Annotated in this window: 20 protein-coding genes, 1 tRNA gene and 1 other RNA gene; 15 read left to right on the top strand and 7 right to left on the bottom strand. The window is 71.4% G+C overall.

Going from position 1 to position 23186, the window contains the following annotated elements; genetic code table 11:
* The first annotated feature begins 20 nt into the window (after positions 1-20).
* The gene (locus tag ACWEVS_RS05800; RefSeq protein WP_449915914.1) at positions 21-875 is read left to right on the top strand and encodes a LysR family transcriptional regulator; all 855 of its coding nucleotides are present in this window, start codon (positions 21-23) and stop codon (positions 873-875) included.
* Between the two features lie 638 nt (positions 876-1513).
* Here the strand turns inward: ACWEVS_RS05800 and ACWEVS_RS05795 are convergent.
* Positions 1514-1598 (bottom strand) — tRNA-Ser (locus tag ACWEVS_RS05795).
* Between the two features lie 83 nt (positions 1599-1681).
* Here ACWEVS_RS05795 and ffs point away from each other — a divergent pair.
* Positions 1682-1777: signal recognition particle sRNA small type (gene ffs, locus ACWEVS_RS05790), an RNA gene on the top strand.
* A gap of 31 nt (positions 1778-1808) precedes the next feature.
* Positions 1809-4808 carry a DNA polymerase III subunit gamma and tau gene (locus ACWEVS_RS05785; RefSeq protein WP_452550143.1) on the top strand — a complete coding sequence of 1000 codons (3000 nt, stop codon included), beginning with the start codon at positions 1809-1811 and terminating at the stop codon, positions 4806-4808.
* A gap of 564 nt (positions 4809-5372) precedes the next feature.
* Here ACWEVS_RS05785 and ACWEVS_RS05780 read toward each other — a convergent pair.
* Positions 5373-6752: a GAF domain-containing protein gene (locus ACWEVS_RS05780; RefSeq protein WP_452550141.1), complete on the bottom strand. Its 1380-nt coding sequence runs from the start codon at positions 6750-6752 to the stop codon at positions 5373-5375.
* A 333-nt stretch (positions 6753-7085) separates the two neighbouring features.
* On the opposite strand from ACWEVS_RS05780, the gene ACWEVS_RS05775 reads away from it, so the two are divergent.
* The 5 genes from ACWEVS_RS05775 (at position 7086) to ACWEVS_RS05755 (ending at position 10979) form a co-directional block, all read left to right on the top strand.
* Positions 7086-7436 carry a YbaB/EbfC family nucleoid-associated protein gene (locus ACWEVS_RS05775; RefSeq protein WP_354919065.1) on the top strand — a complete coding sequence of 117 codons (351 nt, stop codon included), beginning with the start codon at positions 7086-7088 and terminating at the stop codon, positions 7434-7436.
* A 3-nt stretch (positions 7437-7439) separates the two neighbouring features.
* The gene (gene recR / locus ACWEVS_RS05770) at positions 7440-8039 is read left to right on the top strand and encodes a recombination mediator RecR (RefSeq protein WP_358132984.1); all 600 of its coding nucleotides are present in this window, start codon (positions 7440-7442) and stop codon (positions 8037-8039) included.
* On the top strand, positions 8032-8562 hold the full coding sequence (locus tag ACWEVS_RS05765; protein ID WP_449915905.1) for a DUF5063 domain-containing protein: 531 nt from the start codon (positions 8032-8034) through the stop codon (positions 8560-8562). Before recR ends, ACWEVS_RS05765 begins: the two co-directional genes overlap by 8 nt.
* Positions 8563-8646: 84 nt before the next feature.
* A complete protein-coding gene (locus ACWEVS_RS05760) occupies positions 8647-9921 on the top strand; it encodes an aspartate kinase (RefSeq protein WP_354921164.1) in 1275 nt (424 codons plus the stop codon).
* Positions 9918-10979: an aspartate-semialdehyde dehydrogenase gene (locus tag ACWEVS_RS05755; protein ID WP_452550139.1), complete on the top strand. Its 1062-nt coding sequence runs from the start codon at positions 9918-9920 to the stop codon at positions 10977-10979. The genes ACWEVS_RS05760 and ACWEVS_RS05755 overlap by 4 nt, the downstream gene beginning before the upstream one ends.
* 581 nt (positions 10980-11560) lie before the next feature.
* Here the strand turns inward: ACWEVS_RS05755 and ACWEVS_RS05750 are convergent.
* Positions 11561-12331, bottom strand: coding sequence for a hypothetical protein (locus ACWEVS_RS05750; protein ID WP_452550137.1), 771 nt, complete (start codon positions 12329-12331; stop codon positions 11561-11563).
* Positions 12332-12366: 35 nt separating this feature from the next.
* On the opposite strand from ACWEVS_RS05750, the gene ACWEVS_RS05745 reads away from it, so the two are divergent.
* The 5 genes from ACWEVS_RS05745 to ACWEVS_RS05725 all read left to right on the top strand — a co-directional run bounded on the left by ACWEVS_RS05745 (position 12367) and on the right by ACWEVS_RS05725 (position 18117).
* Positions 12367-13035: a TetR/AcrR family transcriptional regulator gene (locus ACWEVS_RS05745; protein WP_354921155.1), complete on the top strand. Its 669-nt coding sequence runs from the start codon at positions 12367-12369 to the stop codon at positions 13033-13035.
* A 103-nt stretch (positions 13036-13138) separates the two neighbouring features.
* The gene (locus ACWEVS_RS05740; protein ID WP_452550135.1) at positions 13139-14089 is read left to right on the top strand and encodes an LLM class F420-dependent oxidoreductase; all 951 of its coding nucleotides are present in this window, start codon (positions 13139-13141) and stop codon (positions 14087-14089) included.
* Between the two features lie 411 nt (positions 14090-14500).
* A complete protein-coding gene (locus tag ACWEVS_RS05735; protein WP_452413130.1) occupies positions 14501-15922 on the top strand; it encodes an amidase in 1422 nt (473 codons plus the stop codon).
* A 128-nt stretch (positions 15923-16050) separates the two neighbouring features.
* Complete coding sequence (locus tag ACWEVS_RS05730; RefSeq protein WP_452550133.1) at positions 16051-16395, top strand: YkvA family protein; 345 nt, start codon at positions 16051-16053, stop codon at positions 16393-16395.
* A 222-nt stretch (positions 16396-16617) separates the two neighbouring features.
* Entirely contained in the window at positions 16618-18117 is a 1500-nt protein-coding gene (locus tag ACWEVS_RS05725; protein WP_452550131.1) for a multicopper oxidase family protein, read from the top strand.
* A gap of 141 nt (positions 18118-18258) precedes the next feature.
* Here ACWEVS_RS05725 and ACWEVS_RS05720 read toward each other — a convergent pair whose 3' ends face one another.
* Positions 18259-18381 carry a hypothetical protein gene (locus ACWEVS_RS05720; protein ID WP_449915889.1) on the bottom strand — a complete coding sequence of 41 codons (123 nt, stop codon included), beginning with the start codon at positions 18379-18381 and terminating at the stop codon, positions 18259-18261.
* A 52-nt stretch (positions 18382-18433) separates the two neighbouring features.
* Positions 18434-18931 carry a winged helix-turn-helix transcriptional regulator gene (locus tag ACWEVS_RS05715; protein ID WP_452550129.1) on the bottom strand — a complete coding sequence of 166 codons (498 nt, stop codon included), beginning with the start codon at positions 18929-18931 and terminating at the stop codon, positions 18434-18436.
* Between the two features lie 103 nt (positions 18932-19034).
* Between ACWEVS_RS05715 and ACWEVS_RS05710 the strand changes: the two genes are divergently transcribed.
* Together ACWEVS_RS05710 and ACWEVS_RS05705 are read left to right on the top strand one after the other, a co-directional pair.
* Complete coding sequence (locus ACWEVS_RS05710) at positions 19035-19556, top strand: pyridoxamine 5'-phosphate oxidase family protein (protein ID WP_452550127.1); 522 nt, start codon at positions 19035-19037, stop codon at positions 19554-19556.
* A 132-nt stretch (positions 19557-19688) separates the two neighbouring features.
* On the top strand, positions 19689-21038 hold the full coding sequence (locus ACWEVS_RS05705) for a N,N-dimethylformamidase beta subunit family domain-containing protein (protein WP_452550125.1): 1350 nt from the start codon (positions 19689-19691) through the stop codon (positions 21036-21038).
* A gap of 55 nt (positions 21039-21093) precedes the next feature.
* On the opposite strand, the gene ACWEVS_RS05700 is transcribed toward ACWEVS_RS05705, so the two are convergent.
* Positions 21094-22290 (bottom strand): amidohydrolase family protein, encoded by a 1197-nt coding sequence (locus tag ACWEVS_RS05700; RefSeq protein WP_354921128.1) that lies wholly within the window; start codon positions 22288-22290, stop codon positions 21094-21096.
* A gap of 67 nt (positions 22291-22357) precedes the next feature.
* Positions 22358-23164 (bottom strand): tyrosine-protein phosphatase, encoded by an 807-nt coding sequence (locus ACWEVS_RS05695; RefSeq protein ID WP_452550123.1) that lies wholly within the window; start codon positions 23162-23164, stop codon positions 22358-22360.
* Positions 23165-23186: the final 22 nt, after the last annotated feature.

The following is a 23186-nucleotide window of genomic DNA, read 5'->3' as shown; positions in this document are numbered from 1 at the left end:
TGCGGGTATCGTCGCCGGTGATGGAGCTACGCCTGCTGCGTTACTTCGTGGCCGTCGCCGAGGAACGCCACTTCGGCCGCGCCGCCACCCGTCTGCACATGACCCAGCCGCCCCTCAGCCGAGCCGTCAAACAGCTGGAGAGCGATCTCGGCACCACCCTGCTGCGCCGTTCGTCCACGGGAGTAACGCTCACCGCCGCCGGTACGGCGCTCTACGACGAGGCGCGCACGCTGCTGGACCAGGCGGAGCAGGCGCGCGCCCGGGTCGCCGCCGCAACCGACGCCATCACTCTTGGGACTCTTGGCGACAGCGCCGAACAGGCGGGCACCCACCTCGCCGCCGCCTTCCGGCAGCATCACCCCGGAGTCGACGTCCGCATCCGCGAAGCCGGCTTCACCGACCCGACCACCGGCCTGCGCCACGGTCTCGTCGACGTCGCCCTCACCAGGGCGCCCTTCGACGACACGGGGATCAAGATCCACGTGCTGCGCTCCGACCCCGTCGGCGTGGTCCTGCGCACCGACGACCCGCTTGCTCAGCGCGACGTCCTGCACGTGCGTGATCTCGCTGATCGCCGCTGGTTCCAGTTTCCCGACGGGACCGATCCGATCTGGCGCTCCTACTGGAACGCCGGCGAGCCGCGGGACGGCCCCGTGGTGCGGACCGTCCACGAGTGCCTGCAGGCCGTTCTGTGGAACGGCACGCTCGGGCTGGCACCCCTCGCCCATGCGCTGCCTGACGGCCTCACCGCCGTCCCCCTGGCCGACATGCCGCCCAGCCCCCTCGTCGTCGCCTGGAACAGCGCCAACGACAACCCGTTGATCCGCTCGCTCACCCGCATCGCCACGGCCGTCTTTCGTCAGGCGCGGGGTTGACCCTCACCCGATCGAGCCCTGGACCGATGCCGCCCCCGGGCGGGTCGCTCCCGGTGGGTGACCACAGACCTAGACAAGGAGACGCTGCGGGTACGGCGGGGCCGTCGACGTCCGAGGCCGGAACCGGCCGTGGTGACCCTACTGAAGGGCCAACGACCCGAGTGAGCTCAAGGTCTGCGAGAGGTGCCGGCTCTCTACTACGCGTGTAGACAAGGCTGACCTGATTCCGTGTCGACGTGAGCCGGAACCCTGGCGATCTTCCCTTTGGGACATTGCCATTACTGGAGACCTCGCTGATCAGGTGACGGTCAACCCACCACCCGTAGGTGAAGCTCCAGGCGTCAGGGAAGTCTGCTGACACGGCGCGTCACGTTCACCGGGCGATCCGTGCGGCGCTCAACCGCGTACGGCGCGGAAGACCCCGATGAGCCGCTGAAAGAGGCCGGCTGAGGCCCAAAGCCAAAGGGGCCATGCCACTGATCATGGCATAGCCCCTTTGAGCTGGCGGAGGAGAACCGGGCGCGGAGGGGGACGAGCCCTCCGAAGAGGCCAACTGAGACTAAAACTGAGACTGGACACGACGAAGGGGCCGACTGGGTATGGTCGGCCCCTTCGCGTTTTACTGCCTCAACCAGGCGCGGAGGATGGGGGATTTGAACCCCCGATAGGTTGCCCTATACACGCTTTCCAAGCGTGCGCCCTCGGCCACTAGGCGAATCCTCCGTCGAGAAGCTTACCGGACTCTTCACGCTGAAGAGACCACCATTCAACGTGAGCGAGCACTGCCGTACGGGGCTAGACTGTCGGAGGACCCCTCGCGCGGCGTCATCCTGTGAACCTCCCCAGGGCCGGAAGGCAGCAAGGATAAGCGGGCTCTGGCGGGTGCGCGAGGGGTCTCTTCATTGGAAGCCCCCTCCCAGGCGGGATGGTCGCATGAGTCTTGCGCTTTACCGCAAGTACCGGCCCGGAACCTTCGCCGAGGTCAAGGGTCAGGAGCACGTCACCGACCCCTTGCGGCAGGCACTGCGCACCGGCCGGATCAACCACGCCTACCTGTTCAGCGGTCCTCGGGGCTGCGGCAAGACGTCCAGCGCCCGCATCCTGGCGCGCTCGCTCAACTGTGAGAAGGGTCCGACGCCCGACCCCTGCGGCGAGTGCGAGTCCTGTGTGGCGCTCGCGCCCACGGGTCCCGGCCACCTCGACGTCATCGAGATCGACGCGGCGTCCCACGGTGGCGTCGACGACGCGCGTGACCTGCGCGAGCGGGCGTTCTTCGCCCCCGTCTCCGCGCGCTACAAGATCTACATCATCGACGAGGCGCACATGGTGACCCGCGAGGGTTTCAACGCGCTGCTCAAGCTCGTCGAGGAGCCTCCGCCGCACCTGAAGTTCATTTTCGCGACGACGGAGCCGGAAAAGGTCATCGGCACCATCAAGTCGCGTACCCACCACTACCCGTTCAGGCTGATGCCGCCGGCCACGCTCAAGGCGCTGATGGAGGAGATCCTCACCTCCGAGAGCGTGCCGTTCGAGCCGGCCGCCCTGCCGCTGGTCGTGCGCGCGGGCGCGGGGTCGGCGCGTGACTCGCTGTCCATCCTCGACCAGTTGCTCGCGGGCGCGGAGGACGACGGCATCACCTACGCCAAGGCCGTGTCCCTGCTCGGCTACACCGACGGCGACCTGCTGGACGAGGTGGTTGGCGCCTTCGCCAAGCGTGAGGGGGCGGCGGTCTTCCAGACGGTCAACAGGGTGATCGAGGGCGGCCACGATCCCCGGCGGTTCGCCGCCGACCTGCTCGAGCGCTTCCGTGACCTGGTCATCCTCGCCAACGTTCCCGAGGCGGCCTCCAGCGGGCTGCTCGACCGTCCCGCCGACGAGCTCGAACGCCTGGTGGCCCAGGCGGCCTCCATGGGCCCCGCCGAGCTGACCCGCGCGGCGGAGGTCTTCAACGCGGGACTCACCGAGATGCGCGGCGCCACCTCGCCGCGGCTGCTGCTGGAGCTGATGTGCGCGCGGGTGCTGCTGCCCGCCGCCGCCCAGGGGGAGGCGGCCCTGCTGGCCCGCCTCGAACGCCTGGAGCGCGGCGGGGTCGTCGCCCAGATGGCCGCCCGCTCGTCTTCCGGTACGGCAGGCGGCCCCGCGGCCGCGGTTCCCGGCCCTTCCTCCCGCGCTTCCGCCGGTGACTCTTACGCCGGTGGCGGCCCCGCTGGAGGCGGCGCGGCTGCCGGTGATCTCGCGACGAACGGCCCGGCTTCGAGCGGCGCCAGGCCGGGCGGCGCAATCATGGATGGTGTCGCCGCGGCCGGTGCCGCTTCCGCTGGTGCCGCTCCGGGCGGTCCTGCTTCCGGTGGTGCCGCGTCGGGCGGCCTCGCATCGGATGGTGGTGCGTCGGGTGGCGGTGCTTCCGGTGGGGTCACCGGGGGCGACGTCGACTGGCCCGAGCCCGTGCGGCCAGGAGCACCCGCGCAGCAATCCGAGCCCGTCCACCACGCTCCCACTCCTGCCTCCGCCCCTGCCGCGACGGGCAGCGGCGTCGGCCCGCTCCAGCAGCAGTGGCCCGCCGTTCTGGCCGCGCTGAAGAAGCGCAGCATCGTCGTCTGGGCGAACGTCAACACCAACGCCCAGGTCGTCGGCGTCGAGGGAAACCTGGTCACGCTCGGGTTCAGCCAGGTCGGCGCGATGAAGAACTTCACCGGCGGCGGCAAGGACGCCGTCGTGGCCGGGGCGCTCGGCGACGTGCTGGGCGGCACGTGGCGGGTCGAGGCCGTCGTGGGCGGCGCGCCCGTTCCCCAGGGCGGCCGCAACGCCCAAGCCGGCCCCCGCGTGCCGGGCGGTCCTGGCGCTCCGGGCGGCCCCGCCTCGGGCGGTGCTGTTTCGGGCGGTCCTGCGGCGGGTGGTTGGGACGCCTCGGGTGGATCCATGGGCTCCACGCAGCCGGACGGCTCGCCGGCCCAGAGCGGCCAGGGCGGCGGTCCCGGCGGCTTCGGAGGTGCCGGCGGGCCCGGCAACGCTGGTGGGCCGGGCGGCGCCGCTAGCGCGGGCGGACCCGGCAGCCCCGGTGGTCCGGGCGCAGCCGGCAATGCTGGTGTTCCCGGCGGACCTGGCGGCGTCGGTGCTTCCGGCGGGGTCGGGCCGGGCGGGGCTGGTCCCGGTGGCCTCGGGCCTGGCGGTGCCGGGGTTTCCGGCGGTGCAGGTCCCGGTGGTGGCGGTGGGTTCGGCGGTCCCGGCGCTGGTGGGACGAACGGGCCTGGTACTGGTGGGGCCGGCGGGCCTGGCACCGGTGGGGCCGGCGAAGCCGGTTCCGGTGGATTCGGTGGACCAGGCGGTGCCGGTGGGCCTGCCGGTCCTGGTGGACAGGGCAGCCCTGGCGGCCCCGGCGGTTCCGGGGGTACTGCCGGTGGCGGGCAGAGCGACGTCTCGGGCGTCCCTCGGAGCGGCGACCGGCCGGGCGGCGGCGCGGCTCAGGGCGACTGGTCAGGCGGCGCGGGCCAGGCGGCCGGGGCCGGATCCGACCAGGCGTCAGGGTCGGCGGCACAGGCCGCCGGCGACACGGGCGGGGCCGGGGAGCGGCTCACGACCGACGAGTCGTGGCCCCAGGCGCCCGACGACCACGACTACGGCACGCCGCCCATGCCCAGTCCTGCCCAGGCGACCAGCCGTACACCCAGCCCTGGACTGGCCGCGGCGAGGTCGGCGGCGCAGGCGGCCGCGCAGGCAGGCCCGCGCCAGCCCACATCGCGGCAGGGCGGCGGAAAGGCCGGCGGGCAGGCGGGTGGCTGGCCCGACGCGATCCCGGGGCGGAACCGCGGCTCGGAGGTCGACGAGGTCGACCCCCTCAACGACGCTGACGCGGACGTCGACGAGCTCAGCGGCATGGCCCTCCTGCAGCGGGAGCTCGGCGCGCAGATGATCGGCGAGATCGACCACACCTGACCGGCCCGCGGGTGACCCGGGGAGCCCGACTTGCCTGGGTCGCGCCGGGCCCTGTCGGGGAGCCGGGCGGATGTATTGGAGCTCGAGCCGCCCGCGGTGGTCGGCGGGGAGTGGAGTGACCCGGTGGTGGGGGACATCGGTATTCGGGCAGGCCGCCGGGCGAGGGAGCGTTGACGGCACGGACCTCGCCGACAGGCGCTGGAGCGGTGAGACGCACGGACGGCTGGGGCTCGATCGTGCCGTGCCGATCGGCATGTTCCGGAATACCGGTCCTGCGATCCGCGCGGAGCCGTTGATCAGAAGGGCCGGCGCCCGTCAGGCAGGGGCCGGGCGTCCGTCGGTCGAGACGCGGTGATCCGGAGAACGCGAGCGTGAAGGCGCCGTTCGCGGGCAAGGTGAGCGACCGCCGATGTCGGGGGGAACGCTTCAGGCGGGCGCGGGCAAGGTGAGCGGCTGCCGGCGTCGTGGGGGACGCTTCTGGAGGACGCGGGTCAGGGGGACGGGCGGGCGCAGGCAAGGTGAGCGACCGCCGGCGTCGTGGGGGACGCTTCAGGAGGACCGCGGTCAGGGGGACAGGCGGGCGCGGGCGGCGGCCGCGCGGTGGTCGCTGGAGGGCAGGGTGGCGGCCACCCGTTCCAGCACCTGGGAGTCGTCGCGGCCGTTGGTCGTCTGCGCGTACGCCCACAGGTCGTCGGCGGTGCCGCCGGTGAGGAGGCTGGCGCGTACCTGCACCTCGAGCTCGTCGCGCGCGCACCGGATCTCGGGCGACTCGGAGCGGGGCAGCAGCGGCCCCGTGTAGGCGCGGGCCACGGCGGCGGGGTCGTTGCCGCCGAGCAGCCGCTTCAGTTCGAGGAAGTCGGCGGCCACGGGGACGAGCAGCCGGTACGGCTTGGCCGCGACCGCCCCGCCGAGCTGGGCGCGCAGGCGGTAGATCTCGGCGCGGATGGTCGCGGGGTTGCCGTCGTCGCCGTAGAGGTGACAGGAGAGCTGCTCCGAGGTGAGGCCCTGGGGGTAGAGGGCCAGCAGGGTGAGGATCTCGGCGTGTCGCAGGGAGACGGTCATCGTGTGGTCGCCGTACCGGACCGTGGGTTGTCCCTCGCCGAGGAAGGTGAGCCGCAGCGGCAGCGCCTCCGGCAGTTCGCCAGGGAACAGCAGGTACCCGTCGAAGAACGGTTCGAGGATCCCGTCGGGGCAGACCGTGGTGCCGGGTTCGGGGAGCCGGATGCGGGGGCCGAGCAGGCCGCCCGGGTCGCCGGACAGGACCCGCCCGGTGGCGGTGACCAGGACGCCGGAGCGCCGCATGAGGGAGTCGTAGCGGCGGCGCAGGCGCTCGTCGCGTTCGTGCATCATGAGCGCCAGCTGCGCCTCGGCGAGCTTGGCCGTGGTGTCGACCAGCGCGACGGTGGCGGGGTGGAGGCTGCGGGTGGTGCCGCTCACGTCGACGCAGCCGAGGACGCCGCCGCTGTCGGGGTCGAGGATCGGCGCCGAACTGCACGACCAGCAGTGAAGCACGCGCAGCAGGTGCTCGGCCGAGTAGACGTGGACGGGTCTGCGGGTGGCGAGGGCGGTGCCGATGCCGTTGGTGCCGACGGACATCTCCGACCAGTGGTGCCCGTCGGCCAGTCCGACCAGGTCGGCGCGGCGCATGGTGCCGGAGTCGCCGTCGCGCCACAGGATGCGGCCCTCGGCGTCCGTCACGATCATGATGTGCGCGGACTCGTCGGCCATCCGCTTCAGCGTGTGCGCGAGCATGGGCAGGAGGGGCTGAAGGGGATGGGCCTGGCGGACGTCCTTGATGAGAGAGCCGTCGTAGACCAGCGGCGCCGCCTGGCTCTCGGGGTCGACGCCGGCCTCCATCGAGCGCTGCCAGGAGGCGTTGATCAGCTGGCGCGGCGCACCGACCCCTGTCTCCAGGATCCGGCGTAGCCGCCGACCGTAACTCATTGGCCACTCCAGGTAGTCATGCTGTACGGCGAAGCATCCGTGTTATCACCTCTCTCGCGCAAGCCGTTCGGGGGATTGCTCAGGGTGATTGATCGCTCGCAACGTGTGTGCAACGTTGTGGGCGCTAGCTTCCTCCCATCACGCCGGCGTGGCGCGGCCGCTCCTGTCGGCGTGATGGCCGGGTCCCGGACGCTGGAGGGGGGCTGGGACCCGGCCATGACGCCGCGATCGTCGACAAAGTCGAAACGCATGTGCCCACCAGTACATGTCGGCGCTCAGACACCGTAGGCTCGTGACAGTTATGAACGCGGAGCCGACGAGGAGCGCACGAAGGTGAACCCAGGGGATGTCAACCTGCAGCAGCTGCTGGAGCAGGCTCAGCTCATGCAGCAGCAGCTCGTGAGCGCCCAGCAGGAGCTCAACGATGCGCAGATCGAGGGCTCGGCCGGGGGCGGTCTGGTCACGGCTGTCGTCAACGGATCTGGCGAGCTGCTCGAGCTGAAGATCAATCCGAGCGTCATCGACGCCGACGACCCGCAGGACACCGCCGACACGATCGCCGACCTGGTCATCGCGGCCGTTCGCGACGCCGTACGCGCGGCGTCCGACCTGCAGCAGGAGAAGCTGGGCCCGCTGGCCCAGGGGCTCGGCGGCGGTGGTCTCGGCCAGCTTCCAGGGTTCTAGGCCATGTACGAGGGGGTCGTCCAGAACCTGATCGACGAGCTGGGGATGCTCCCGGGCGTCGGTCCCAAGAGCGCGCAGCGGATCGCCTTCCACCTGCTGGCGGCCGATCCCGTGGACGTCAAGCGGCTGGCCCACGCGTTGCTCGAGGTCAAGGAGAAGGTCCGGTTCTGCCGCGTGTGCGGCAACGTCGCCTCGGAGGAGGAGTGCCGGATCTGCCGCGACGCGCGGCGCGACCCCCATGTGATCTGCGTGGTGGAGGAGTCGAAGGACGTCGTCGCGATCGAGAAGACGCGCGAGTTCCGCGGCACCTACCACGTGCTCGGCGGGGCGATCAGCCCGATCGACGGCATCGGCCCCGACGACCTGCGCATCCGTGAGCTGATGACCCGCCTGGCCGACGGCCGGGTGACCGAGCTCATCCTCGCCACCGACCCCAACCTCGAGGGGGAGGCGACGGCGACCTATCTCGCCCGGCTGGTGAAGCCGATGGGCGTGAAAGTGACACGACTGGCCAGCGGCCTGCCTGTGGGCGGTGATCTCGAGTACGCCGACGAGGTCACCCTGGGCCGCGCGTTCGAAGGACGGAGGCTGCTGGATGTCTGATCAGTGGAGCGCTCTCGCCGACGAGATCGCAGGGCACGCGCAGAACTATCTGGACGGCCTGAGCAGGGTGGCGGGCGGCGAGGGCGGCGACGCCATCTGGTCGTTGTTGCTCGTCGAGGTGGCGCAGGTGAGTCTGGCCGGCGCCCAGCTCGGCGCCAGCCAGGACATCATCCTGTCCGGCAACTGGGAGCCGCCGCTGAGCGAGGACCCCGACGTCGACGGGGTCCGTACGGCGCTGGCCGAGCGGATGGAGGCGGTCGACGACTACGTCGAGGTGTTCGACCCCTACAAGGACACCGCCGTCACGCCGTACCGGCTGTCCGACGACCTGACGGCGGTGGCCGCCGACCTCATCCACGGCCTGCGCCACTACCACGCGGGGCGGCCGCTGGAGGCGCTGTGGTGGTGGCAGTACTCCTACTTCAACACGTGGGGCAACCACGCGGGCGCGGCCATGCGGGCACTCCAGGCGCTCGCGGCCCATACGCGCCTCGATGTGGCTGAGGAGGCCCTCTCCAGCTGAATGTCCACATAGTGGGCTTTCCACCCGGGTGCATGAGAAGCCGCCAGTAGACTGGCAGCTCACAGTCCAGACTGGGAGACTCTCGTGGCGCTCGTTGTGCAAAAGTACGGTGGTTCATCCGTCGCCGACGCGTCCTGCATCAAGCGGGTCGCGCAGCGGATCGTCGCGACGAAAAAAGCCGGCAACGAGGTCGTGGTCATCGTCTCCGCGATGGGTGACACGACGGACGAACTGCTCGATCTGGCCGAGCAGGTGTCGCCGCTGCCTCCTGGCCGCGAGCTCGACATGCTGCTGACCGCGGGCGAGCGCATCTCGATGGCCCTGCTGGCGATGGCGATCGCCAACCTGGGCCATGAAGCGCGCTCGTTCACCGGCTCCCAGGCGGGCGTGATCACCGACTCCACGCACGGCAAGGCGCGCATCATCGACGTGACGCCGAGCCGTATCCGCGAGGCGCTCGACGAAGGCCAGATCGCGATCGTGGCCGGGTTCCAGGGCGTCTCGCAGGACACCAAGGACATCACGACGCTGGGCCGTGGCGGTTCCGACACCACGGCCGTGGCGCTGGCGGCGGCCCTCGAGGCCGACGTCTGCGAGATCTACACCGACGTCGACGGCGTCTACACCGCCGACCCGCGCATCGTGCCGCAGGCGCGGCAGATCCCCAGGATCTCCTACGAGGAGATGCTGGAGATGGCCGCCTGTGGGGCGAAAATCCTGCACCTGCGCTGTGTCGAGTACGCTCGCAGGTTCAACCTGCCGATCCACGTGCGCAGCTCATTCAGCACCAAGGAAGGCACGTGGGTCGTGGCCGACCCTTACACCGAAGGAACCGAGATGGAGCAGCCGATCATCTCCGGCGTCGCACACGACCGGAGCGAGGCCAAGATCACCGTTGTCGGGGTTCCCGACAAGGTCGGAGAGGCTGCCGCCATCTTCAAAACGCTGTCCGAGGCCGAGATCAACATCGACATGATCGTGCAGAACGTCTCGGCTGCCGCGACCGGCCGTACGGACATCTCCTTCACGCTTCCCGCGGCGGACAGCCAGACGGCGCTGTCGGCGCTCAAGCGGATCCAGGCCCAGGTCGGATTCGAGTCGCTGCAGTTCGACGACCAGATCGGCAAGGTGTCGCTGATCGGGGCGGGCATGCGCTCGCACCCCGGCGTCACCGCGACCTTCTTCGCCGCCATCGCGGACGCGGGGGTCAACATCGAGATGATCTCCACCTCGGAGATCCGCATCTCGGTGATCGTGGGGCAGGACGGCGTCGACGCGGCCGTGGCCGCGGCGCACCGCGCCTTCGACCTCGACTCGGACCAGGTGGAGGCCGTGGTGTACGGAGGGACAGGACGATGAGCAAGCGACCCACTCTGGCCCTGATCGGGGCGACCGGTGCCGTGGGCACCGTGATGCGCGAGCTGGTCTCGACCCGTGAGGACATCTGGGGCGAGATCCGTCTCGTCGCCTCCGCCCGCAGCGCAGGCAAGGTCCTCCAGGTCCGCGGCGAGGACGTCGTCGTCCAGGCGCTCGCGCCCGAGGTGTTCGACGGCGTCGACATCGCCATCTTCGACGTCCCCGACGAGGTGTCGGCCACGTGGGTGCCGATCGCCGCGGAGCGGGGCGCCATCGCGATCGACAAGTCCGGCACGTTCCGCATGGAGCCGGACGTCCCGCTGGTCGTCCCCGAGGTGAACCCGCTGGCCGCCCGCACCAGGCCGCGCAACATCATCTCGACGCCCAACTGCACCACGCTGTCGATGATGGCGGCGATCGGCGCGCTGCACGCCGAGTACACGCTGAAGGAGCTCGTCGTCGCCTCCTACCAGGCGGTGTCCGGCGCCGGCGTGGCGGGTCCCGCGCGGCTGTACGACGAGGTCGAGGCGCTGGCGGGCGACCGTTCGATCGGCCAGACGGCCGGTGACGTGCGCAAGGCCCTGGCCAACAAGCTCGAGGCCGACTCGCCGTTCCCCGCGCCGATCGCGTTCAACGTGGTGCCGTGGGCGGGCTCGTACAAGGACGGCGGCTGGGCCTCCGAGGAGCTGAAGCTGCGCAACGAGTCGCGCAAGATCCTCGGCATCCCCGACCTGAAGGTCTCCGCCACCTGCGTGCGGGTGCCGGTCGTGACCACCCACTCGCTGGCCGTCCACGCCCGGTTCGAGCGGGAGATCACCGTCGCCGACGCGCACCGCATCCTGGAGGCGGCGCCGACCGTGGTCCTCATGGACGACCCGGCCAACGGCGTGTGGCCGACCCCGGTCGACGTGGTGGGCACCGACCCGACCTACATCGGCCGGATCCGCCAGGCGGTCGACTTCCCGAACACGCTCGACATGTTCGTGTGCGGCGACAACCTGCGCAAGGGCGCGGCCCTCAACGCGGCGGAGATCGCCGAGCTGGTGGCCACGGAGTTCTGACCCGCATCTCCCGAGTAACCCCCGGCCCGCCGGGGGTTTCTCCGTTTCCACAGGTCTCCTTCCTGTACGGCCAGCAGTGCCCCGTTTCCCGCCCAGCGGGGCCGCGCCACGCGCCGGTGGTCTCCCTCCTGTACGGCAGGCGGCGCTACGCGCCGGTGGTCTCCTTCCTGTACGGCAAGCCGCGCCACGCGCCTCCGTGGTCACCGGCTGGTGCCCGTCGAAGGGACGCTCCTCGTGCGACGCCCCTTGCCCGCCGCCACGGACCACCCTGACGGACGACCCCTGATAGACGACTGGACGGACTCATGGGCCGCCCGGTCGTGGGCCGTCCCCTGCACGCCGTCCCACGTTCTTCGACGGGTGCCGTTGCGGCGGGGGCCGGAGTCCTGCTGGGCGGCGCGCCCGCGACGGACGGGACCACGCGCCCACGGAGGCGCCAGACCGGCTTGCCGTACAGGAGGGGCGCCGGGCCGGCGGTGTTACTCATGAGGGGCGCCGGGCCGGCGGTAGTGCTCAGGAGGAGGCGGCCCGGCCGGCGGTGTTGCGCATGACGGGCGCCGGGCCTGGTAGGAGGGGAGCGGTCACGGGAACAGGATGTCCCAGTGGTCGGACTCGCTGGCGAAGACGGTGCCCGTCTCCGAGCGGTACAGCGTGGCGCCGTCGGAGCGCACGCCCGCGCTGGGATATGTCTCGGTGATGTACCGGTCGATGCACTTGTTGTGGCTGATGTCGAGCTTGTAGCCGGCCCCGTGGCTGTACCGGCCGGGTGCGTGCCCCGCCTCGGTGCCGCCGGTGACCATGATCTTGCACCCGCTGGCCCGCTTCAGGTCGATCGCCCCGGCGACCGTGGCGGACCTGACGGACTGCAGCGACGTGCATGTGCGGTTGTTCTTGTCGGTGCAGTTCCCGCTGGACTTCCAGCGCAGACCCGCCGACGTGAGACGGTCCATGGCGAAGGTGTGAGAGACGCGCATCGTCCCGCGCGGCATGGCCCGCGACAGGTCGACCTTCGGCTGTTCCGCGGCGCCCGTGTACCAGCGGGCGATCCGGATCACGCCTTCCAACGCGTATGTTCTGATGATCGGCGGTCGCGCCTCGACGACGTCCTCTTCGACGGTCGAGCCGGGCCGAACCGGAGCTGCCGAGGCGGCAGCCGACAGCACGATGATGCAGGTCTGTATGGCGATGAGCGCGGCGACACAGAGCCGCACCAACCAACGTATCCACATGTGATGGCCTTTTTTCGCGGAGATGCCCTTCCGCCCGAAGGGTTCAATCCCACGATTCGGCGCCCGTGATCCCTCCCGTGCGCCGATCTTTACCCTGTGGCGGTGATCACCGTGCGGCTCCATGACCTCACGGGGCCGACTAACGTAAAGTGACGAGCGTGTCCGAACCCCGAACCCGAGGATCGGAGAGCACCCGAGAGCTCATCGTCGAGACGGCCTTGCGCCTGTTCAGGGAACGCGGCTTCGATGCGACCACGATGCGGGCCATCGCGGCGGAGGCAGGGGTCTCCGTGGGTAACGCCTACTACTACTTCGCCTCCAAGGACGAGCTGGTGCAGGCGTACTACGACCGTGCCCAGATCGCGCACGAGGAGGCCTGCCGCGAGCTGCTGGCCTCCGAGGCGTCGTTCGCGGCCAGGCTGACGGGCGTGCTGCGGGAGTGGGTGCGGGTGTCGGAGCCGTACCACGAGTTCGCGGTGAAGTTCTTCAAGCACGCGGCCGAGCCCACCAACCCGCTCAGTCCCTTCAGCGCCCAGTCGACGCCGGCCCGCGAGGCGTCCATCGCCATCTACCGGCAGGTGGTCGAGGGCGCGCGCGACCGGATGGACGCCGAGCTGCGCGAGGAGCTGCCCGAGCTGCTGTGGCTGATGTCGATGGGGATCGTCCTCTACTGGGTGCACGACACCTCGCCCGGCTGCGCGCGCACCTACCGGCTGATCGAGGTGAGCGTGCCGCTCGTCGACCGGCTGGTCGGTCTGTCGAACCTGCCCGGCCTGCGCGGCATCACCAAGGACTTCATCGCGGCGGTGCACGAGCTCAGGGCGTGACCCCGTGTCGTCGCGGCCGTCGCGCAGCGATGCGCCGCCCGTGGCATACCGTCTGGTTGGTATGGTCCTGTGTGCCGACCGGACCCCCGCGGGAAGGCTTGCGATGACCCGGAACCTGGGCATGACGATCCCCTTCTTCGACCGCTCCCTCGCCGCCTCCAAGGCGCTGATCGCCGAGCTGCCGGAGCTCGGCTACACCGACATCTGGTCGGCCGAGGTCGCCGGCGCCGACGCGTTCGTGCCGCTCGCGATGGCCGCCGAGTGGGCGCCCGGGGTACGGCTGGGCACCGCGATCGTGCCGGTGTTCACGCGGGGGCCGGGGCTGCTGGCGCAGTCCGCGGCGACGCTGGCCGACCTCGCGCCTGGCCGGTTCGTACTCGGCATCGGCTCCTCCTCGCCGGCGATCGTGGAGCGGTGGAACGCGGCCGCGTTCGGCAAGCCGTACGCCAGGACGCGCGACACCCTGCGCTTCCTCAGGAAGGCGCTGGCGGGGGAGAAGGTGTCGGAACGGTACGAGACCTTCGAGGTCCAGGGCTTCAGGCTGGAGCGGGCGCCGGAGGTGGCGCCGAGGATCGTGCTGGCGGCGCTGCGTCCCCGGATGCTCCACCTGGCCGCCGCCGAGGCGGACGGCGCGATCACCAACTGGCTGTCCCCCGAGGACGTACGGCGGGTGCGGGCCGAGGTGGGCGGCTCGACCGAGCTGATCGCGCGGATCTTCGTCTGCGTGAGCGAGGACGCCGACAGGGTGCGCGAGACGGGCCGCCGGATGCTGGCCGCCTACCTGACGGTTCCCGCCTACGCGGCCTTCCACGACTGGCTGGGACGGGGCGACGTGCTGCGGCCCATGCACGAGGCGTGGGCGGCGGGGGACCGCCAGGCGGCGCTCAAGGCGATCCCCGACGAGGTGGTGGACGCGCTGATCGTCCACGGCGACGCGGCGACGTGCCGGGCGCGGGTGGGGGAGTACGTCGCCAACGGGCTCGACACGCCGATCCTGGCACCCCTCCCAGGGGACCTGCCGATCCCCGAGGCGGTCCACGCCCTGGCGGGGTGACCCGCCCGTTCGCGCGGCACGTCCTGAGAGGCGGCGACCCGCCCTTCGCGCAGCGGTCGGTCCACGGCCTGAGCGGCGGCGACCTGCCCGTTCGCGCGGCATGTCGTGAGAGGCGGCGACCCGCCCTTCGCGCGGCTGTCCACGTCCTTGACGCGGCGACCCGCCCGTCGCGCAGTGGTCCACGTCCTGAGCGGCGGCGACCCGCCGGTCCCTGAGCGGGCGGGCGGCGCCGGGCGTGGTGGCCGTCGATCCGTGCTTGCTTGGGCCGGCGGTGCCCTGGTCCGGCGGTCCTGTGGCGCCAAGGGGTGTCCTGGGCCCGGTGAACGGCTTCTGGCGGTTCGCGGGGTTCCGTGCGGGCGCCGGGCGGGGGAGGGTGGGGGCGGCGATGTTCGCGGCGGGAAGGAGACATGGGTGGACGAGGTCCTGAGGCTGGACGCGGTCGGGCAGGCGCGGGCCGTGCGGGAGGGGCGGGTGAGCCCCAGGGAACTGGTCGAGGCCGCCATAGCGACGATCAGGGCGCACGACGGCGAGCTGAACACCATCGTCCACCCGCGCTTCGAGCGGGCGCTGGCCGAGCTGGACGACCTGCCCGAGGACGCCCCGTTCCGCGGGGTGCCGATCCTGGTGAAGGATCTCGGCTGGGCGCAGGCGGGCGAGCCGTACAACGCGGGGTCGAGCACGCTCGACGGCGTCGAGGTGGACGCCGACGCGCACGCCGTGACCCGCCTGCGGCAGGCGGGCTTCGTGATCCTCGGGCGGACGAGCACGCCCGAGTTCGGCACCACGATCACGACCGAGCCCGTGGCGTACGGGCCCACGCGCAACCCCTACGATCTCGCCTACTCGGCCGGCGGCTCGAGCGGAGGGTCGGCGGCGGCGGTCGCGGCGGGCATGGTCGCGGTGGCGACGGCGAGCGACGGCGGCGGGTCGATCAGGATTCCGGCCAGCCTCTGCGGGCTCGTCGGGCTCAAGCCGACGCGGGGCCGCGCCAGTCACGGACCGGGCGAGGGCGAGGGGTGGAGCGGCATGTCCGCGCTCGGGCTGGTCAGCCGTACCGTCAGGGACACCGCCGCGGTGCTCGACCTGATCACCGGCTACGTGCCCGGCGACCCCTACACCGCGCCCGCGCTGCCGGGTCCGCTCGCGCACGAGGTGGACGTGGAGCCGGGCCGGTTGCGGATCGGGTTCGCCCGCGAGCATCCCCGGCCGGACGTGCCCGGCGAGCCGGAGCTGGCCGCGGCCGTGACGGGCGCGGCGACGCTGCTCGAGAAGCTCGGGCACGAGGTGGAGGAGAGCTGGCCGGCCGCGCTCGGCGACGCCGACTTCCCCTCCTACTTCGGCGGGATCGTGGCCGGCAACGTGGCCGCCGAACTGGAGAGCATCGGCAGGTGGCGGGGCAGGCCGGTGGAGCTGTCGGAGCTGGAGCCGCGCAACCGGACCATGGCCGAGGCCGGGCGCGGGCGCAGCGCGGTCGACCACATCCTCGCGATGCGCTGGGTGGACCGCTACCGCCGCCGGATGGCCGCCTGGTGGGACGGCCACGACGTGCTGCTGGTGCCCACGCTCGGCATCCCGCCGTACCCGCTGGGGTGGTTCCCTCCCGACGACCTGAGCACCTCGTTCGGCCGGACGGGGCCCGCCGTCGCCTTCACCTCGCCGTTCAACGCCACGGGGCAGCCGGCGATCTCGCTGCCGCTGCACCGGACCGCGGCGGGGCTGCCGGTCGGCGTGCAGTTGGTCGCCGCGGCCGGCCGGGAGGATCTCCTCGTACGGCTGGCCGCCCAGGTCGAGCGGGCCCACCCGTTCGTGCACGCGGCGCTGCGGCACTCGTGAGAAACGTGGCTGTTCAGGCTGCCGCGCCGGCGGATGAGCGCTTTCTCGGCAGTCCGGCGGCCGCGATTCTGATGCGTAGGAACCCAAGCGCCGGGTATTGCGTTATATCGCGAAGAGGAGGTGCTCGTATGGTCAAGGCATCGAGGGCCGCGGCGGCCTGGAAGACGTACCGCGAGGTGAGCAAGCCCGGCACGCCCGGCGTGCTGACCAGGGTCAGGGCCATCCCCCGCCTGATCGGCGGCGTGATGCGCGGCGACTACGAGGGCATGGGCAAGGGCAAGCTGGCCATGATGGCGCTCGGCCTGGTCTACATCATCTCGCCGATCGACGTGATCCCCGACTTCCTGGTGCTCCTCGGCGTCGCCGACGACTTCGGCGTGTTCCTGTGGCTGATGGCCTCGATGCTGGGGGAGAGCGGGCGGTACGTCGAATGGGAGCGCAAGCGCCTCGTCGGTCGGGCCGAGCGACCCTAGCCCCGTCCCGGCGGCCGATCCCTTTTCATGCGCTGGTGTCCACCGCGCCGCCGCTGCCGGGGCGGCGCGAATCCTGAGACGTAAGCGCAGGCCGCACCGGCCTACCGGGCAGGGGTGGAGGCCGGGGCGTGTAGGGGCCTGATCGCATCGTGAACATCTCATGGCCGGGTCATGGCGGGTGGTTCTCCGGCATGACGCCAGGTCTGCCGCAGAGTGGAGGCCATGGTTTCGCGTAGATCAGTGCTCATATGCGGGCTTGCCGGGGGGCCCGCGATCGCCACCGCCGGCGCGATGGGCGGCATGTGGGCCACCGCCGGCCGCCGTACGGAGGAGCAGGCGGCCTTCGTCAACAAGCTGGCCATACCGCCGCTCGCCCGCTCGCATCACGACAGGCAGGGCCGGCGCGTCTTCGACCTGCGGGCCGCCCCCGGCACCATGCAGTTCAGGCCGGGGGCGCCTACCGCGACGTGGGGGCTCAACGGACCCTTCCTCGGGCCGACGCTGCGTGCCAGGCGCGACGAGACGGTGGTCGTCAACGTGCGCAACGACCTGCCCGAGGCCACCACCATGCACTGGCACGGCATGCACGTGCCCCCCATGATGGACGGCGGCCCCCACCAGCTCATCTCGCCGGGGACCACCTGGTCGCCGACCTGGACGATCAGGCAGCCGGCCGCCACCCTCTGGTACCACCCGCACCCGCACGGCAGGACCGCCCGCCACGTCCACCACGGGCTCGCCGGGATGTTCATCATCGACGAGACCGAAGCGCTGGCCCTGCCGCGCCGCTACGGCGAGGACGACATCCCCGTCATCATCCAGGACAAGCGGCTCAACGCCGACAACCAGCTCAACGAGGAGATCCCCACGGTCGGCGGGATGGGCGTCCTCGGCGACCTCATCACCGTCAACGGCACCGTCTCCCCCTACGTCGACGTGCGGTTCAAGCGGATACGGCTGCGCATCCTCAACGCCTCCAACTCCCGCTTCTACAACATCGGGATGGCCGACGACCGTTCGTTCGCGCTCGTGGCGACCGACGGCGGCCTGCTGAGCGCCCCGCTCGACACGAACCGGGTGCAGCTGTCACCGGGCGAGCGCGCCGAGATCGTCGTGTGCCTGCGGCCCGGCGAACGCCTGCCGGTCGTCAGCTACCGGTCCGACCTCGGCATCCACATCGGCGACCAGCGTTTCGCCGGTGGCTCCGACGTCCTCGAGATCCTCGAGCTGCGCGCCGCCACGGACCTCAACCCCTCGCCGCCGCTGCCCACCACGCTCGGCGAGCGGCCCGAACTCGACGTGTCCTCGCCCGCCGCCGTTCGCACGTTCGAGCTGGCCAACTTCGCGATCAACGGCCGGCTCATGGACCCCGGGCGGATCGACATCGGGGTGACGAAGGACACCGTCGAGGTGTGGGAGGTCGCGAACCTCGACGAGATGCCGCACAACTTCCACGTGCACGACGTCCAGTTCCTGATCCTGTCGGTCGACGGCGGGTCGCCACGACCCGAGCTGAGCGGCTGGAAGGACACCTTCTACGTGAAGCCGCGGACGAGGGCCCGGATCGCGATGCGCTTCCGGGACTACACCGATCCCCGCAGCCCGTACATGTACCACTGTCACATCCTCTGGCACGAGGACCAGGGGATGATGGGGCAGTTCGTCGTCCTCGGCCCGGGCGAGAAGCCCGGCACCCTGCCGCAGGCCCACGCCCACGGCTGACGCCCGGACCTCACGGGAGGACCCCGCTCTCCTCGGCGGGAGCGGGCGGTGCTGCCCGAGCGCCGCCGGCGCCCGCTCTTCTGGACGGGAGCGGGCGGTCCTGCCCGAGCGTCGCCGGCGTCCGCGGCGGGTGGCGAGCCGCTAGCAGAAGGCGCTGCCGAAAGTCGCGTGCAGGTGGGCGTTGCGGACGGGCGTGGTGGCGGCGCCCGTGACGTACACGGTGGCCGCGCGCCCCGCCCGGTCGCGCCCGCTGACCACGCTCACGCCCCGCAGGTCGCATGGCGACGACTCTCTCGCGGCCGGCGTCCCTACACAGTCACGCGTCCACCCCTGACGCGGTAGGGCCGGCCCCACCGTCGGCGGTCGGCGTTCCGGGGCCGGGGAGCACGTCGATGTCGCCCGCGTGCATCGGCTGGTCGCAGACCGCGCAGTGCAGCTCGACATGGCTGATCTCGCCGCACGCGTGGTGCCGGTAGAGCACCGGCGGTCCGGCCTCGCCCGCCGTCCACCGGTCGCCCCAGCGCACCATCACCAGCAGCAGGTCGCACAGCTCCAGCCCCTTGGGCGTGAGGACGTACTCGTGGCGCGGCGGCCGGGCCGAGTACTCCCGCCGCTCCAGCACGCCGTTCCCGACCAGCCATTTGAGTCGCTCGGCCAGCACCTTCCGGGAGATGCCGAGGTTGTCCTGGATCTGGTCGAAGCGGGTGATGCCGACGTAGACGTTCCGCAGGATCAGCGGCGACCACGGCTCGCCGATCACGTCCAGTGTGCGGGCGATCGAGCAGGCCATGTCGCCGAACGAGGTGCGCTGCATGGGGCCAGTCTAGAGGGAATAGTTCCCTCAGGGAACTCTCTCTGTTACCGTCCTGCCTATGGGTTCCCTGAGGGAACGCATCGATCGAGGGAAGAGGCCTGTGATGTCCGAGACAACGCCCACCGCCGAGCTCCTGTTCAGCCCCGCTGACGCCACGCCGGTCAGCACCGACGAGTCGACGGTGAAGCCATGGAGCCAGGCCAGGCAGTGCCTGGAGACGGCCCCGAAAGCCTGGCTGTCGACGGTACGGCCCGACGGCCGGCCGCACGCCATGCCGGTCCTGCTGGCCTGGCTGGACGGCTCGGTCTGGATCTCCACCCGGCCGGCCTCCCGCAAGGGCAGGAACCTGGCCGGCAACCCGCACTGCGTCATCACGGTGGCGGACCCGACCCTCGACCTGGTCGTCGAAGGCACCGCCCGACGGGCCACCGACGAGGCCACCATGCGCCGCGTGGCCGCCGCGCTCAAAGCCAAGTACGACTGGGACTTCATCGTGCGGGACGGCTCGGCCTACGAGGACGACCTGCCGGGATCGCCGGAATACGGCTTCTTCGAGATCACCCCGACGCGCGCGTTCGGCTACGGACCGGACGGGCTGACCGCCACCCGCTGGCGCTTCCCCTGAGCACGCCCCGGGGCCTGACGACGAAGCCGAGATCGGGCGCACCACGAAGATGCCCGAACATGTCCAGCGTTCGACCTGTTTGCCGAGCCGCTGGGCTGCCAGGCGAGTGCCGAGCCGCCAAGATGGACGGCTGTGCGCAAGATCCTTCTCGTCCTCGTTCCGCTGCTGGCCGGCTGCAGTGGCGTGACCACGCCGGCAGCGGCCCCTCCCGCCCGGCCTCAGCCCCGGCCGAAGCCCACGGTGGAAGTCCGGCATGACTCCCGCTGGCGGATCACCAGGCGCGGCGCCGAGCACGAGATCGAGGGCTACGCCGACCGGGTGAGCGTGCTGGCGGGCGAACGGTTCCGGCTGCGGGTCTCCACCACCGCGCCGAGCTTCGTCGCCAGGGCCTACCGGATGGGCGCGAAGCCGTACCGGGTCTGGCAGTCCGGCAGGACCGCAGGCGTACGGCAGGCACCCGCGACGACCGTGCGGGGCACCGTGACGGCCGCGAACTGGAAACCCTCGCTCACCGTCGACACCGGGGGCTGGCCCGAGGGTGCCTACTTGATCAGGCTGGACGCCTCCACCGGAGGGCAGCGTTATGTCCCGATGACCGTGCGCTCCGCCTCCACCGCAGGCCGCGTGGTGCTGGTGAACGCGGTCACCACCTGGCAGGCCTACAACCTGTGGGGCGGGCGCAGTCTGTACGAGGGGCCGGGCGGGTTCGCCGGGCGCTCACGGGCGGTCACCTTCGACCGGCCCTACGACACCACGGGCGCGCGGCTCTTCCTCGCCTTCGAGAAGGACGCGATCGAGGTGGCCGAGCGCAGCGGGGTGCCGCTGGCCTACCTCACCAGCCTCGACCTCAAGCCCGGCGTCCTGGACGGCGCCCGCGCCGTGGTGTCGCTCGGCCACGACGAATACTGGTCGCCCGCCATGCGCACGGCCGTCACCCAGGCCCGCGACCATGGCGTGAACCTCGCCTTCCTCGGGGCCAACGCCGTCTACTGGCGGATCGGGCTCCGCGGCAGGACCGTCGAGTGCGACAAGGAGCGCGAGTGCGCGCTCTGGCGGGACTCCGTGGCGGAGAGCGCCCTGGTCGGGCAGATGTACGACTGCTTCCCCGCCGACGCCGCCTACGTGGTGCGTCAGCCGCACCACTGGATCTACCAGGGCACCCGCGGCACGCGCTTCACCGGACTCGTGGGCCCGGAGACCGACAGGGTGTCGGTGAAGTCGCCGAAGAACGTCAAGGTGCTGGCCGAGTCGCCGGTCGACTGCGGTGGCCGGGCGACCACGGCCCACACCACCTACTACACCGCGCCCAGCGGGGCGGGGGTGTTCGCCTCCGGCACCATGCGCTGGGTCTGCGGGATGCGGGGAAGGCGGTGCGGGCACGGAGTGACCGACGCCGCCTCCGCCTTCACCCGTCGTGCCACGCTGAACATCCTGACCAGGTTCGCCGAGGGGCCCGCCGGGTCGGGTCACGCACGTAGTTGATCGGAGGGCTCGCCGCCCGCCGCGCAGCCCTCATGTTCTCCACCGAGATGACGCCTCAGAGCTGTTCCATGCGGAGCCAGGCGCGTGAGGGCAGGGGGTGGCCGAAGAGGCGGGAGGCGTTGCCGTAGGCGACCCTGGCGATGTCGGCCGGGGGCAGGGTGCCGAGGTTGCGGGCGACCGCCTTCTGGGTGTCGGGCCAGGTGGAGTCGGAGTGCGGGTAGCCGCTCTCCAGCAGCACGTGGTCGAGGCCGACGGCCAGCCGTACCCCGGAGAGGGCGTGGTCGTCGAGCGTGCCGAAGAAGAAGTTGCGGCGCAGGACCTCGCTGGGCTTGAGCCCGCCCTCCCACAGCGCCTCGGTGCCGACGGGGTGGTCGAGGGCGTAGTCGGCGCGTTCGGCGAGCATCGGCAGCCAGCCGACGGCCCCCTCGACGATGAGGATGCGCAGCTTGGGGAAACGCAGCGCGATGCCCGACCACAGCCAGTCGGCGCAGGCGAACATGGCGCTGGCGGGCATCAGCGTGGTGATCGCCTCGATGGGCGTGTCCGGGGAGGGCACGGGCGACCAGGAGGAGGCGCCGGTGTGCAGGCACACGACGGTGCCGGTCTCCTCGCAGGCGGCGAAGAACGGGTCCCAGTGGCGGGTGTGGATCGACGGCAGCCGCAGCCGCGTCGGGAACTCGGGGAAGACGACGGCCTTGAAGCCGCGGGCGGCGTTGTCGCGGATCTCCTTGGCGGCCACCTCGGGGTCGGGCAGCCACGGCAGCTGCAGGCCGATGACGCGCTCGGGGTAGGTGCCGGCCCAGACGTCGATGTGCCAGTCGTTCCACGCCTTGACGAGGGCGAGGCCGAGCTCCTGGTCGCGGGTCCTGGCGAACGGCATGCCGGACTGCCCGGCGAGCATGCCGGGGAAGCACAGCGCGGCCCAGATGCCGGCGGTGTCCATGTCCTTGATGCGGGCCTCGATGTCGAAGCAGCCGGGACGCATGTCCTCGAACCTGACGGGGTCGAGGGTCCACTGCTCGCGCGGCAGGCCGGCGCCGACGTCGAGCCCCGCGCAGGGGTAGGTCGCTCCGCCGTACCGCCAGACCTGGTGACCAGCCTCGGTTTCCACCACCTTGGGCGCCAAGTCGGCATATTTCGCCGCGACGCGGCCCTCGAAGATGTCGGGAGGCTCGATCAGGTGATCATCGGCGGAGATGATCACGTAGTCGCGCCGCCTCGGCTCGGGGTCGGGAAGGAGCGGCGTAGTCACGCAGGCAACCGTACGACGTGCGTATCACGTCGAACAAGCTGAGCGGTCACCTGTTGGTATCGGGCCCTTACCCGGGATCACCGGGAAGGCCGGTGATCCCGGGCTCGGGCTCACCCGATGAGGGTGCCGTGGGTGAACCCTCCGCCGCACTACCCAGGAGTACGGCACGCAGTCGCCCGATCGTGGATCGATCGATGTCGAGCACGTCGGCGCAGTAGCCCTCGACGGAGCCGTGCCGCTCGGACAGGTCGCGGAGGAACAGCCGCATCGCCCCGGCGGGCGCCATGCCGAAGCCCTCCCACATCGGGACGTGGGCGTGCCTGGTCCGCCAGTCGGCGATGAAGCGTTCGGTGGCCAGGCCGGTCAACGCGTAGTCGGCGACGATGTCGTCGTCCCCGACGCCGATGAGCGACAGCACGAGCGCGGTGAGGACGCCGGTGCGGTCCTTGCCGGCCGCGCAGTGCACCACGACGGGGGTGTTGCCGGCCTCGGCGACGGTCTCGAGGGCGAGCCTGAGCCGGTCGCCGCCGTCCTCGCTGATCTCCAGGTAGCGGTCGGCGAGAAACCTCGCGACGCCGCCGGCGGGATCGTAGGTGGTCATGTCCCACCGGCGGCCCTCGAGGGGCAGGTTGTGGTAGGCGAGGCCGTCGGATTCGGGGACGCGTCCCGAGCGCTCCACCTCGAAGGGGTGGCGCAGGTCGACCACCGTGCGGATGGCGAGCGCCTGGAACCTGTCGAGATCGTCACCCGTTAGCCAGCCGAGGGAGTCCGCGCGGTAGAAGCGCTTCCACCGCACGACCCGCCCGTCCCGGGCGACATATCCACCGATGTCGCGAAAATTGTGGAGCCGCAGGAAGTCCAGGTGCCGCGTCACCCCCCTCACCTTAGTCGGGAGA

Source organism: Nonomuraea sp. NPDC003754 (assembly GCF_053605785.1).
Note: the sequence above shows the minus strand (reverse complement) of the source record. Positions and strands in the feature narration are given on the sequence as shown.

Coding starts and splice junctions, on each gene's coding strand:
- ACWEVS_RS05800 (WP_449915914.1), top strand. CDS start 21: ATGGAGCTACGCCTGCTGCGTTACTTCGTGGCCGTCGCCGAGGAACGC.
- ACWEVS_RS05785 (WP_452550143.1), top strand. CDS start 1,809: ATGAGTCTTGCGCTTTACCGCAAGTACCGGCCCGGAACCTTCGCCGAG.
- ACWEVS_RS05780 (WP_452550141.1), bottom strand. CDS start 6,752: ATGAGTTACGGTCGGCGGCTACGCCGGATCCTGGAGACAGGGGTCGGT.
- recR (WP_358132984.1), top strand. CDS start 7,440: ATGTACGAGGGGGTCGTCCAGAACCTGATCGACGAGCTGGGGATGCTC.
- ACWEVS_RS05765 (WP_449915905.1), top strand. CDS start 8,032: ATGTCTGATCAGTGGAGCGCTCTCGCCGACGAGATCGCAGGGCACGCG.
- ACWEVS_RS05755 (WP_452550139.1), top strand. CDS start 9,918: ATGAGCAAGCGACCCACTCTGGCCCTGATCGGGGCGACCGGTGCCGTG.
- ACWEVS_RS05750 (WP_452550137.1), bottom strand. CDS start 12,331: ATGGAGCCGCACGGTGATCACCGCCACAGGGTAAAGATCGGCGCACGG.
- ACWEVS_RS05740 (WP_452550135.1), top strand. CDS start 13,139: ATGACCCGGAACCTGGGCATGACGATCCCCTTCTTCGACCGCTCCCTC.
- ACWEVS_RS05730 (WP_452550133.1), top strand. CDS start 16,051: ATGGTCAAGGCATCGAGGGCCGCGGCGGCCTGGAAGACGTACCGCGAG.
- ACWEVS_RS05725 (WP_452550131.1), top strand. CDS start 16,618: ATGGTTTCGCGTAGATCAGTGCTCATATGCGGGCTTGCCGGGGGGCCC.
- ACWEVS_RS05715 (WP_452550129.1), bottom strand. CDS start 18,931: ATGCAGCGCACCTCGTTCGGCGACATGGCCTGCTCGATCGCCCGCACA.
- ACWEVS_RS05710 (WP_452550127.1), top strand. CDS start 19,035: ATGTCCGAGACAACGCCCACCGCCGAGCTCCTGTTCAGCCCCGCTGAC.